This window comes from Prauserella flavalba (assembly GCF_003202235.1).
Taxonomy (GTDB): domain Bacteria; phylum Actinomycetota; class Actinomycetes; order Mycobacteriales; family Pseudonocardiaceae; genus Prauserella_A; species Prauserella_A flavalba.
Map to the genome: position 1 here is coordinate 197,900 of NZ_MASU01000011.1, position 11,353 is coordinate 209,252.

The 11,353-nt window shown below is 69.7% G+C and carries 11 protein-coding genes; 5 read left to right on the forward strand and 6 right to left on the reverse strand.

The genetic code is table 11. The annotated features are described in order from the left end of the window. Nucleotides 1-726 carry a VIT1/CCC1 transporter family protein gene (locus BA062_RS25400; RefSeq protein ID WP_110340948.1) on the reverse strand — a complete coding sequence of 242 codons (726 nt, stop codon included), beginning with the start codon at nucleotides 724-726 and terminating at the stop codon, nucleotides 1-3. 83 nt (nucleotides 727-809) lie between these two features. Here BA062_RS25400 and BA062_RS25405 point away from each other — a divergent pair, with 83 nt between their 5' ends. Then, entirely contained in the window at nucleotides 810-1,283 is a 474-nt protein-coding gene (locus BA062_RS25405) for an OsmC family protein (RefSeq protein ID WP_110340950.1), read from the forward strand. A 64-nt stretch (nucleotides 1,284-1,347) separates the two neighbouring features. On the opposite strand, the gene BA062_RS25410 is transcribed toward BA062_RS25405, so the two are convergent. After that, nucleotides 1,348-1,833 (reverse strand): DUF6319 family protein, encoded by a 486-nt coding sequence (locus tag BA062_RS25410; protein ID WP_110340952.1) that lies wholly within the window; start codon nucleotides 1,831-1,833, stop codon nucleotides 1,348-1,350. A gap of 475 nt (nucleotides 1,834-2,308) precedes the next feature. Between BA062_RS25410 and BA062_RS25415 the strand changes: the two genes are divergently transcribed. Both BA062_RS25415 and BA062_RS25420 read left to right on the forward strand, forming a co-directional pair. After that, the gene (locus BA062_RS25415) at nucleotides 2,309-3,118 is read left to right on the forward strand and encodes a L,D-transpeptidase (RefSeq protein ID WP_210406989.1); all 810 of its coding nucleotides are present in this window, start codon (nucleotides 2,309-2,311) and stop codon (nucleotides 3,116-3,118) included. An 82-nt stretch (nucleotides 3,119-3,200) separates the two neighbouring features. After that, complete coding sequence (locus BA062_RS25420; RefSeq protein WP_110340954.1) at nucleotides 3,201-3,980, forward strand: choice-of-anchor P family protein; 780 nt, start codon at nucleotides 3,201-3,203, stop codon at nucleotides 3,978-3,980. A 71-nt stretch (nucleotides 3,981-4,051) separates the two neighbouring features. Here the strand turns inward: BA062_RS25420 and acs are convergent, their stop codons facing one another. Continuing rightward, nucleotides 4,052-6,043 (reverse strand): acetate--CoA ligase, encoded by a 1,992-nt coding sequence (gene acs, locus BA062_RS25425; protein ID WP_110340956.1) that lies wholly within the window; start codon nucleotides 6,041-6,043, stop codon nucleotides 4,052-4,054. Between the two features lie 181 nt (nucleotides 6,044-6,224). Here acs and BA062_RS25430 point away from each other — a divergent pair, with 181 nt between their 5' ends. Further along, complete coding sequence (locus tag BA062_RS25430) at nucleotides 6,225-6,719, forward strand: phosphoribosyltransferase (protein ID WP_110340958.1); 495 nt, start codon at nucleotides 6,225-6,227, stop codon at nucleotides 6,717-6,719. Next, entirely contained in the window at nucleotides 6,716-7,450 is a 735-nt protein-coding gene (locus tag BA062_RS25435; RefSeq protein WP_110340960.1) for an oxidoreductase, read from the forward strand. Before BA062_RS25430 ends, BA062_RS25435 begins: the two co-directional genes overlap by 4 nt. Before the next feature lie 5 nt (nucleotides 7,451-7,455). Here BA062_RS25435 and murQ read toward each other — a convergent pair whose 3' ends face one another. The 3 genes from murQ to BA062_RS25450 form a co-directional block, all read right to left on the reverse strand. Beyond that, nucleotides 7,456-8,406: an N-acetylmuramic acid 6-phosphate etherase gene (murQ, locus tag BA062_RS25440; RefSeq protein WP_110340962.1), complete on the reverse strand. Its 951-nt coding sequence runs from the start codon at nucleotides 8,404-8,406 to the stop codon at nucleotides 7,456-7,458. 56 nt (nucleotides 8,407-8,462) lie between these two features. Continuing rightward, nucleotides 8,463-9,449, reverse strand: a complete 987-nt coding sequence (locus BA062_RS25445; protein WP_245959994.1) for a MurR/RpiR family transcriptional regulator — start codon at nucleotides 9,447-9,449, stop codon at nucleotides 8,463-8,465. A 171-nt stretch (nucleotides 9,450-9,620) separates the two neighbouring features. Next, entirely contained in the window at nucleotides 9,621-11,321 is a 1,701-nt protein-coding gene (locus tag BA062_RS25450; protein ID WP_110340964.1) for a serine hydrolase domain-containing protein, read from the reverse strand. Nucleotides 11,322-11,353 lie beyond the last annotated feature (32 nt).

Below are 11,353 nucleotides of genomic sequence, written 5' to 3' on the forward strand. Positions count from 1 at the left end.
TCAACCCACCGTCACGCCGAACAGCAGGCCCACCAGGTACGTCACCAGCATCGTCAGCGCGCCGACGCCGACGTTGCGGGCGACGGCCCTGAGCTTGCGCGCGTTGCCGAGCTTCGCGCTCGCCCAGCCGGTGAGCGCGAGGCCGGCGATGACGCCGCCGCCGCACGCCCACACGCGCAGCGACACGGGTGGCAGCGCGATCGCCAGCAGCGGCAGCAACGCGCCGATCGTGAACGCCGCCATCGAGGCGAACGCCGCCTGCCACGGGCTCGTGAGGTGATCGGGGTCGATGTGCAGCTCCGCCTCGGCGTGTGCCTGCAGCGCGTCCTGCTCGGACAGCTCCTTCGCCACCCGGGCCGCGAGGTCGGGGGAGAGCCCCTTTGCCTCGTAGATCTCCGCGAGCTCGCGCTCCTCGGCCTCGGGCATGGTGCGCAGCTCGTACTTCTCCAGCCGCAGCATCGCGCGCTCGGTGTCGCGCTGGGTGCTCACGGAGACGTACTCGCCGCCCGCCATCGACAGCGCACCGGACACGAGCCCGGCGATGCCGGCGATCATGATCGCGGTGCGGTCGGCGGTGGCACCCGCGACGCCGACGACGATGCCGGCGACGGACACGATGCCGTCGTTGGCGCCGAGCACGCCCGCGCGCAGCCAGTTGAGCTTGCCGCTGAAGTCCTCGTGGTGGTGCTCGCCGGAGTGCGACTCGGTTTCCGATCGGTTGCTCACGGCGACATTCAACGCGTTGTGGGGCGAGCCGCAAGTGCGAAAACCCGTACGGCCGAGCCCTTTCGCTCCGGTATACCGGACACATGGGACAACGCGAGCACTCCTACGCGCTCACCGTGCGGTGGACGGGGAACCAGGGCACCGGTACGTCGGGCTACCGCGCCTACGGCCGTGAGCACGAGATCAGCGCGGACGGCAAGCCGGTGCTGACCGGCTCGGCGGATCCGGCTTTCCGGGGTGACCCGGCGAGGTGGAACCCCGAGGAGCTGCTGGTCGCGGCGCTGTCCGAGTGCCATCTGCTGTGGTACCTCGCCCTGTGCGCGCAGGCGGGAGTCGTGGTGACGGACTATGTCGACTCGGCGTCGGGGACGATGGCCGAGCAGGCCGATGGCGGCGGGCAGTTCACCGAGGTGACGTTGCGGCCGACTGTGACGGTCGCCGACGCCTCGATGGTGGACAAGGCCGCCGAGCTGCACGGCCCGGCGCACGAGAAGTGCTTCATCGCGCGCTCCGTGAACTTCCCCGTGAAGCACGAGCCGACGATCGTGGTGGGCTGAGCCCGGAGAAGGCGACGGCCCTGGCCCCGGATGCTCCGGGACCAGGGCCGTCAGGGAGAAAGTCTCAGCTCTCCAGCTCGGCGAGCGCCTGCTTGGCCTGCTCCAGCTGGGCCTCCAGCTCGGCGACCTTGGCGGCCTGCTGTTCCCTGGCCGCGTTGATCACCTCGTCGATGGGGGCCGACAGCTCCTCATGGAGTTCCTTCGCCGCCCGCGACACCGCGGATGCCGGGATGTCGAGGCCCCGTGCGACCCACTTGCTGCCGTGCTTGAGCTCGGCCTGCCACTCGCCGTCGGCGGTGCCCGTGACCGTGAGCGTGAGCTCGACGGTGCGGGTCTTGCGCGCACTGCTCGAGCCCTTCGGGCGGCCCCGCTTCGGCTTGGTCTCCTCGGCGGGAGCGGACGGCTCCGCGTTGCCCGTGGATTCGGTGGATTCCGTGGATTCCGTGGACTGCACCTGCTGCGCCGCCTGCGCCGGTTCCGCCTGCTGCGCGGGAGCCGCTTCGGCGGAGTTCACCTGCTCGTCCGGCGTGATGGATGTGTCCAAGCTCATGCGGGGTGGTCTCCCTGTCGGTGGCGTGCGGCTACGACGGCCGAAAGTATAGAACACACGTTCGAGATCAGCATGCGCAGGGTTGGGGCGCTCGCGATTGTTCCGCGCCCGTTGACGCGGGGCCAATGTGGCGCTGCTCGCACTTTCCGGGTAGGAATTCCACGGGAGAAGGATCCCGGTGTGGTGACGTGCGCCGCAGGGGGTGACGACGTTCCCCCGGGGGTCACGTTGCATCGCCTGACGAGGGTTAACACTATCGAGTGATCCACTAGCGAGTGTCTGGCCTGCGTAAACGCGCTGTTTGCCCTGTTGCCGGGGTTGTGGTGGAAAAGCAACGGGTTTGATCCGCCGTTCTTCACGGGATAACAATGCGAGTCGTCTCGTACGCATGCGGTAGTCGGCGCGATTTTTGGCGCCGTCGTTGGGGTTCCGCGTGTGTGTACCCGTGTACCTACTGCTTCAGGACAAGTGATCGATGGATAGATCTGGCACCTCCCGTGCCCTCGGGAGGAAAAGGTCGGCACGACTGCTGGCGGTCGCAGGCGCGGCGCTGCTGGCGTTCCTCGTCTCCGCGTGTGGCGGCGGCGAGGAACAGAACACCGTCGAACCGTCGGCGGTGAGCCAGGAGGAACTGACTCGCCTGCCCGACGCCACGACGTACGGCGACCTCGCGGATGCACCCCTCGACCCCGGCGCCGCCCCGACCGGGCAGGTGCTGCACCCGAAGAAGGATCTCGTCGTCTACAAGGCCGTGAACGGCGAGCCGTTCGCGAAGCTGCCGACCCGCCAGATGGGTTCCCCGACCTGGGTTCCGGTGATCGCCACCCAGGGTGAGTGGGCGCAGGTTCTGCTGCCGACGAGGCCCAACGGGGCGAGCGGCTGGATCCACGCCGGAGACTCCGATGTGGAGTCGGCGCGCAACAACTTCGTGGTCAACGTGAACCGCGAGGCGTTCGAGCTCGAAATCACCGAGGACGGCAAGTCGCTCGGGAAATGGACCATCGGCATCGGCAAGGAAGAGCACCCGACGCCGATGGGGCGTGCGTACATCATCGCCTCCATCGCGGAGACGGTGAACGACTACAGCCCCATCGTGCTTCCGTTGAGCTATCACTCGGATTCGCACGAAACGTTCGGCGGTGGCCCCGGCACCGTCGGCATTCACACCTGGCCCGACGACAGCTTCGTCGGCCAGGCGAACAGCGACGGGTGCATCAGGGTGACGCAAGAGGCCCTCGACGAACTCGTCAAGCTTCCGCTCGGCACGATCGTCAACATCGTCTGACGCCGTTTTTCCGGAAGCCTTATTTCGCACGAAGAACCGCTATTCGCGGTAATTGTACGCAATTTCTTTGAAGGGTAGTTCATTGTCCAAGAGAAGACTGGCCGTAGCCGGTGTCGGTGCCCTTTCCGCCGTGCTGACCGCCGGTGTCCTGCTCGCCCCCACGGCCTCGGCCGCCGGTGGCGAGAACTCGGCCTTCGCGATCTCCGCCGACGGCCTGCTCAAGATCTCGCAGACGCCCTACGTGGACGACACGAACGGCGCCACCGAGGAGTCGGTCGTCAGCCTCGACGTGCCGCAGAACCTGCTGAGCCTCGGCGTGCTGAACGCGCGTGCCGGTGACGGCTACGCCAAGTCGAGCATCGCCGACCTGCGCGTGAGCCTCAACGCCCTGCCGGATCTCGGCCTCGGCCTCTCGCAGCCGCTCGTCGCGGCCGAGGCCATCGAGGCCAGCTGCGAGGACGGCGTCGCCTCCTCGTCGGTCGCCGGCGCGTCGGTCGCCGGGATCGCCCTGGACGTGGCCGCTCCCGCGAACACCGAGATCGCGGTGCCGGGCCTCGCCTCGGTGACGCTCAACAAGCAGGTCACCAACGACGACGGCTCCACCACCGTCACGGCCATCGCCATCAAGGTCAACAACCTGCAGAGCCTCGACCTCGCGTCGGCGACCTGCGCGAAGGGTGACGACGACGGCGGCGAGCCGTCCACCCCGCCGACCACCCCCGGTGACGACGGCGGCGACGACGGCGACAACGGTGGCGACAACGGCGACGACTCGAACGGCGGCTCGGGCTCGCAGGCCGACGAGGACGGCATGGCTCCCGTGCCGACCCCGGTCGAGGCGCACCTGGACGTGACCGGCTGATCGGCTGAACACGCAACGAGAAGCGGCCTCCACCCACGCCGGGTGGAGGCCGCTTTCGCGTGCGCCAGTGGTTACTCGTCGCCCTTGCCGGACTTCAGGCCGCTGGAAATGAGGTCCATGACCGAGCTGTCCGCGAGCGTCGTCACGTCGCCGATCTCGCGGTTCTCCGCGACGTCGCGCAGCAGCCGCCGCATGATCTTGCCCGAGCGCGTCTTCGGCAGCTCCGGCACGATCATGATCTGCCTCGGCTTGGCGATCGGGCCGATCTCCTTCGCGACGTGGTTGCGCAGGGCCTGGATGGCCTCCTCGCCGCCGGCCTGGTCCTCGACGACGCCGCCGCGCAGGATCACGAACGCGACGATGCCCTGCCCCGTCGTCGGATCGGTCGCGCCGACCACGGCCGCCTCGGCGACGGTCGGGTGTGACACGAGCGCCGACTCCACCTCGGTGGTGGAGATCCGGTGCCCGGAGACGTTCATCACGTCGTCGACCCGGCCGAGCAACCACACGTCGCCGTCGTTATCGTACTTCGCGCCGTCACCGGCGAAGTAGTAGCCCTGGTCGGCGAACCGGGACCAGTAGGTCTCGCGGTAGCGCTCGTCGTCGCCCCAGATGCCGCGCAGCATCGACGGCCACGGCTTGTCGAGCACGAGGTAACCGCCGCCGCCCTTGCCGACCTCCTGGCCCTTGTCGTCCACGACCTTCGCGGAGATGCCCGGCAGCGGCCGCTGCGCCGAGCCGGGCTTGGTGTGGGTGACGCCGGGCAGCGGGGAGATCATGATCGCGCCGGTCTCGGTCTGCCACCACGTGTCGACGACCGGGCAGCGGTTGGCGCCGATGTTCTCCCGGTACCACATCCACGCCTCGGGGTTGATCGGCTCGCCCACGGAGCCGAGCACGCGCAGCGAGGACAGGTCGTACTTCGCCGGGATGTCGGCGCCCCACTTCATGAACGTGCGGATGAGCGTCGGCGCCGTGTAGTAGATGGAGACCTTGTACTTCTGGACGATCTCCCAATGCCTGCCCTCGTGCGGGGTGTTGGGCGTGCCCTCGTAGACCACCTGCGTCACGCGGTTGGCGAGCGGCCCGTACACGATGTAGGAGTGCCCGGTGACCCAGCCGATGTCGGCGGTGCACCAGTAGACGTCCTCGCCGGGCTTGTGGTCGAACACCGCGTGGTGGGTGTAGGCGGCCTGCGTGAGATAGCCGCCCGAGGTGTGCAGGATGCCCTTCGGCTTCCCGGTGGTGCCCGAGGTGTAGAGGATGTAGAGCGGGTGCTCGGAGTCGAACGCCTCCGGCGAGTGCTCCTCGGACTGCCCGTCGACCAGTTCGTGCCACCACACGTCTCGGCCGTCGGTCCACGGCACGTCGCCGCCCAGGTCGTCGCCGGTGCGGCGCACCACCACGACCTTCTCGACGCTCTCGGCGCCCGCGAGCGCCTCGTCGACGTTGGCTTTCATCGGCGCGGCCTTGCCGCGGCGGTACTGCCCGTCAGAGGTGATCACGACCTTGGCCTGCGCGTCGTCGACCCGCTGGCGCAGCGCGCTCGGCGAGAACCCGCCGAACACCACGCTGTGCAGCGCGCCGATGCGGGCGCACGCGAGCATCGCGACGATCGCCTCGGGGATCATCTGCAGCTGGATCGCCACGCGGTCGTTGGCGGACACACCCAGCGAGAGCAGGGCGTTCGCGGCCTTGGAGACCTCGCGCTTCAGCTCGGCGTAGGTGATGTCGCGCGTGTCGCCCGGCTCGCCCACCCAGTGGATGGCCACCTGGTCGCCGTGCCCGGCCTCGACGTGCCGGTCGACGCAGTTGTACGCCACGTTCAGCTTGCCGCCGACGAACCACTTCGCGAAGGGGGCGTCTGACCAGTCGACGACCTGGGTCCACTTCGTGTCCCAGTGCAGTCGTTCGGCTTGTTCCGCCCAGAAGGCGTCGCGGTCCTCGTCGGCCTTCGCATACCACTCGGAGGTCGCGTTGGCGTTCGCGGCAAACTCCTCACTCGGAGGGAAGGTCCGGCTCTCGGTCAACAGGTTGTCGAGTGCCGGCGACTGCTCTGTCATGGTGCTTGGCCTCCTGCTACGCGAATCGTGGCGGCGTCCGTAGTGACGTTAGTACGGCATGTAGAAGGTTGCAGCCAGGTTGCCGGTGCGACAAGGAGCGGGCGACGAGCGGCTGACAAGCGGTTGACGGGCGCTGCCTATGCTCGTCGTACCCGGTAGTAGGCGGAAAGGGACGGCGCGGATGGCTGAGCGCGAGGAGCTCACGTGGGAACTGTTCGGCACGGCCGGCCGTGAGCTGGCCATGCAGGTGGCCGACAGCGGGTTCCGGCCCGATCTGATCCTGTCGATCGCGCGCGGTGGCCTGTTCGTCGCCGGTGCGCTCGGGTACGCGCTGGACGTCAAGAACCTGCATGTCATGAACGTCGAGTTCTACACGGGCGTCGACCAGCGGCTCGACCTGCCGGTGATGCTGCCGCCCGTGCCCAATGCCGTTGACCTCGCGGGCGCCACCGTGCTCGTGGCCGACGACGTCGCCGACACCGGTGCCACGCTCAAGCTGGTGCGCGACTTCTGCGCCGACCACGTCGCCGAGGTGCGCTGCGCCGTCGTCTACGAGAAGCCGACGTCGGCGGTGGCGTGCGAGTACGTGTGGCGGCGCACCGACAGGTGGATCAACTTCCCGTGGTCGACGCTGCCGCCGGTGGTCGCGAAGGAAGGCCAGGTGCTCGACGCATGACGGACCCGCTCGCTCCGCTGCTGGAGCTCGACGGCGTCGCCGCGGCGGCCAAGACCGCGCAGGACGCCGTGTTCGCGGTGCACCGGCATCGCGCCAACCTGCGCGGCGGCTCGGCCACCGCGGCGGAGGCGTCGGTGCGCGCGGCCCGCGCGTCGGCCGGAACCGAGGGCGCCGACCCGGACCTGCCCGACGAGGGCGCCGTGACCGACCCGGTGCTCGCGGGTGCGCTGCGCGTGGCCGAGGCCGCGGAGTCGCTGCTGCCGACGTGGCGGCGGGCGCCGTTGCAGGCACTGGCGAGGATGCACGTGCTCGCCGCCGCCGACCTCACCACCGACGCCGACGCGCTCGGCAGGCCCCGCACCGCCGCGGGAGTCGGTGCGCGGCTGGAACTGCTCGCCCAGCTCGTCACGGGTGCCACGGCGGTGCCGGGCCCAGTGCTGACCGCCGTGGTGCACGGCGAGCTGCTGACGCTGCGGCCGTTCGGCTCGGCCGACGCCGTGGTCGCGCGCGCCGCGGCCAGGCTGACCATGATCGCCACCGGCCTCGATCCGAAGGCGCTCACCGTGCCGGAGGTCGCCTACTTCCGGCGCACCAGCCGCTACCACGAGGCCGCCGAGGCGTTCGCGAGCGGCGAGCCCGAGGGCGTGCGGCAGTGGCTGCTGTTTTCGTGCGAGGCGTTCGAGGCGGGAGCACGGGAGGCGACGAGCATCGCCGATGCCGCCGCCTCCTGAGCCGGCTACGAGGCCCTTGCCCGCACCGACTCCAGCGCCTTGCGGACGTGCCCGTCGGTCGCGGCCAGCGCCTTGCTCGCCACGGCGACGTCCACTCCGGACAGCAGATGGACGAGTGCGACCTTGAGATCACCGTCCGCCTTGGTCAGTGCCTCGTCGCAGTCCTGCGCGCTCAGCCCGGTGGCCTCGCGCAGGATGCGCAACGTGCGGCCCCGTAGCTTCGCGTTCGTGGCGCGCATGCTGACCATCAGGTTCGAGTAGGTGCGGCCGAGCTTGACCATCGTCGCCGTGGAGAACGCGGTGAGGACGATCTTCTGGGCGGTACCCGCCTTCATCCGGGTGGAGCCCGCGATGGTCTCCGGCCCGGTGTCCACGGCGATCAGCACGTCCACACCCGGCGGTTTCGGCGCACCCGGGTTGCCGGACACGAGCCCGGTCCGCGCGCCTCGCCGCTTGGCGGCCTGCAGCGCGCCCAGCACGTAGGGCGTGCGGCCGGACGCGGTCAGCCCGAGCACGAAGTCGCCTGCCGCCGCCGTGGAGCTCAGCTCCGCGGCGCCGGCGCTCTCGTCGTCCTCCGCGTTCTCGACGGCGTGGCGCAGTGCGCGCTCGCCGCCCGCGTGGTGTGCGACGAACCAGTCGGGCGGCACGTTGAACGTCGGCACGAGCTCGGCCGCGTCCAGCACGGCGAGCCTGCCGGATGTGCCCGCGCCCACGTAGTGGACGCGGTGCCCGCCCCGTAGCGCCTCGGTGGCGTAGTCGACGGCCGTCGCGAGCTGCGGCAGCACCGCGTGCACGGCGCGGGGGACACGGCTGTCCTCGGCGTTGATCGCCGTGAGAATGCCCGCGGTGGACATCTGGTCGATGTCCGTCGTGCGGGGGTTGCGTTGCTCGGTCGGCGAGTCGACGTGCACCACCTGGGGCGGTACCGCACCGACCCCCCTGCGGCTTGTGGTCATTGGCCTCACCGTCTTCGCAGTTCTGTCGGAACGCGCAGCCGTATCCACCGCGTCGCTCATTTACCGGTGTCCCTCGGCCGCCTCCTGCCGTCGGGCCTGACCCCGAGCCGGTGGGTGCCCACCGCGTCGCGGGTGGCGTCGAGCGCGCTGACGGCGTCGTCCATGTGCCGTTGCGCGACCCCGATGAACAGGCAGTCGATCACCGTGAGCTGGGCGATCCGGCTGGCTGTGGCACCGGAGCGGAACGTGGTCTCGCGGGCCGCCGTGGTGAGCACGTGGTCGGCGACCTCCGTGATCGGCGAGCGCGGGAAGTTCGTCACCGCCACCGTGGTGGCGCCGTGTTCCCTCGCCACGCGCAGCGCCTCGACGGTGTCGGTGGTGGCGCCGGTGTGGGACACGCCCACCGCCACGTCGCCCGCCTTCAGCACGGCGGCCGAGGTCAGCATGATGTGCGTGTCGGACCACGCGAAGCTGATGCGGCCGATGCGGTGCAGCTTCTGCTGCAGGTCGGCGGCGACGAACGCGCTCGCGCCGACGCCGTAGACGTCGACCCTGCCCGCCGCGGCGAGGATGTCGATCACGCGTTCCAGCTCGGCGACGTCGAGCTGTTCCGCTGTCTCCTCGACGGCGCGCGCGTCGGCGAAGCTGACCTTGCTGACCACGGAGGCCAGGTCGTCGTCCCTGGTGATGTCGCCGCCGAGGTTGCGCGTGGTACGCGCGGCCGAGCGGGCGGTGTCCGCGGCGAGCGCGATGCGCAGCTGCGGGTAGCCGCCGACCCCGATGGCCTTGCAGAAGCGGGTGACCGTGGTCTCGCTGGTGTTCGCGGCGAGTGCGACCTCGGTGATGCTGCGCCTCGCGACGGCCGAGGGATCGTCGAGGACGACCTTCGCCACGCGCTGCTCGGCCCGCGCCAGGCCCGGGAGCAGCGAGCGGATGCGCACGAGCGGGCTGGCGTCAGCGTCGAGACCCTGACCCACGGTGCCCTCGGGACCGTCGGCGGACGGATCCGGGACGGCCTGGTCGTCAGGGTGGACGCTGCTCATCGTGGGAAACTTACTAACCGTAGGCATCTGCGACAAGGTTACCCACACCTTTCGGAATGATCGCAACCTGAGAGTGTTCCCACGTCCCGTGCTGCTGCTTCGTAGTTGCTGAGAAAGTCGCCAACCGGGTCGTGGTCGTTAACCTCGCTTGGCTAACGACTCTGCAACTAATTACCGGCTGTGCAACGAGAAGCCCACGGCCTCGAACGCGTCGGGCCGCCGTTCGCCATCCAGCAGCGTGCGTTCTCCATCGGTCACCGTGATCGCGTCGACGGCCACTCCGCGGGCCGTGTAGTTCCCATCCGTGGTGAATCGCCAACGAAGAGTGAGATTTTCAGCACGGGGAAGTTCCGCGCGCACGGACCACCACGTCCGGTGACCGGTTCCGGCCAGAAAAGGGACGGCCTCCCGCGGCGCGCCGAGCCCCGTCGCCGTGACCGTGACCGGTTTCCACGTCGTCCCATCGGTGCTCGCCTCGAGCACGAGCGGGTCCGTCGGCTCGCAGTCGACGAAGGCGGAAAACCGCACCGAGCTGTAACGGCCACTCGTCGTGATGGGCCGTGTCGTCAGCGTCGCCGTTCCCTCGTCGCCGAGCCCGCTGAACCAGAACGTGCGCCCCTCGGCGGGGAGCACCGCCATCGCCCGTGACAGCGCGGTCGCCCACGCCTGCCTCGCCACGTTGATCGAGCCCCATTCCCGGCTGGGGTGAACGCGGTTGGTCAGCAGGATCGCGATCGAGCTGGACTTCGGATCGACGACGAACGACGTCCCCGCGTAACCGGTGTGCCCCGCCGTGACCGTGGACGTCAGCCCGCCCATGTACCAGAGCTGGTTCAGCTCGAAGCCGAGCCCGTGGTCGTCGCCGGGAAAGCCGAGGTTGTAGTTGGTGAACATGGCGCGCACGCTCCCCTCGCTGAGGATCCGCTCGCCCGCGTACGTTCCGCCGTTCAGCAGTGACTGGCCGAGCACGGCCATGTCCCTCGCGGTGGAGAACACCCCGGCGTGCCCGGCGACGCCGCCGAGCGCCCAGGCGTTCTCGTCGTGCACCTCGCCGCGGACCATGCCCCGCCTCGGGTTCGTCTGGTACTCGGTCGCGGCGATCCGGTCGCGTTTCGACGCCGGCGGGTTGAAACCGGTGTCGGTCATGCCCAGCGGGCCGGTGATCCGTTCGGCCACGACCTTGTCCAACGTGGACCCGGTGAGGCGCTCGACCAGCACGCCGAGCGTGATGAGGTTGAGGTCGGAGTAGGTGTAGGTGCTGCCCGGCTCGGTCTCCGGCGCGACGTTCATGACGGCCTTGATGCGCGACGCCTTATCCGGCCAGTCCCGCCACAGCAGCAGGAACGGTTCGAGGCCCGACGTGTGGGTGAGCAGCTGCTCGACGGTGATGGACCTCTTGCCGTTGACCCCGAACTCGGGCAGATAGCGGGCGACCGGCGCGTCGAGGTCCACGCGGCCGCGTTCCACGAGCTGCATCACCGCGATCGAGGTGAACAGCTTCGTGACCGACGCCATGTCGAAGATCGTGTCGGCACGCATCGGCACCTGCCGTGAGCGCGGCAGCTCCCTGCCGCTGCCGTCGGCGTAGCGCACGGCTCCGCCCGTGGCGTGGGTGTCGACGATCAGGCCGTTGTGCACGAGCATGCCCACGGCACCGGAGAACAGCGGATGCCCGTCGGCGGCGTCGGCCCGGCTCCAGTCGTCGAGCTGCCGTTCGGCCGTGCGGATCGGTTCGGGGTCGAGTCCGGCCTGCTCGGGCAGCGCTCCCCTCAGCACCGTCGACGCGGGGGCGAAGCCCTCCCTCGGGCGGTCGAAGCGCCCGCCGTCCTCAGGAAGGGCAGAAGCCATCGCCGTCGCTCCCGTGAGCACCATGACCGCGGCCAGCGCCGCAATTCTCCCCCGCA

Excerpts from the sequence above, each read along its gene's own strand:
- BA062_RS25405 (WP_110340950.1), top strand. The coding sequence starts at position 810 with ATGGGACAACGCGAGCACTCCTACGCGCTCACCGTGCGGTGGACGGGG.
- BA062_RS25410 (WP_110340952.1), bottom strand. The coding sequence starts at position 1,833 with ATGAGCTTGGACACATCCATCACGCCGGACGAGCAGGTGAACTCCGCC.
- BA062_RS25415 (WP_210406989.1), top strand. The coding sequence starts at position 2,309 with ATGGATAGATCTGGCACCTCCCGTGCCCTCGGGAGGAAAAGGTCGGCA.
- acs (WP_110340956.1), bottom strand. The coding sequence starts at position 6,043 with ATGACAGAGCAGTCGCCGGCACTCGACAACCTGTTGACCGAGAGCCGG.
- BA062_RS25430 (WP_110340958.1), top strand. The coding sequence starts at position 6,225 with ATGGCTGAGCGCGAGGAGCTCACGTGGGAACTGTTCGGCACGGCCGGC.
- BA062_RS25435 (WP_110340960.1), top strand. The coding sequence starts at position 6,716 with ATGACGGACCCGCTCGCTCCGCTGCTGGAGCTCGACGGCGTCGCCGCG.
- murQ (WP_110340962.1), bottom strand. The coding sequence starts at position 8,406 with ATGACCACAAGCCGCAGGGGGGTCGGTGCGGTACCGCCCCAGGTGGTG.
- BA062_RS25445 (WP_245959994.1), bottom strand. The coding sequence starts at position 9,449 with ATGAGCAGCGTCCACCCTGACGACCAGGCCGTCCCGGATCCGTCCGCC.
- BA062_RS25450 (WP_110340964.1), bottom strand. The coding sequence starts at position 11,321 with ATGGTGCTCACGGGAGCGACGGCGATGGCTTCTGCCCTTCCTGAGGAC.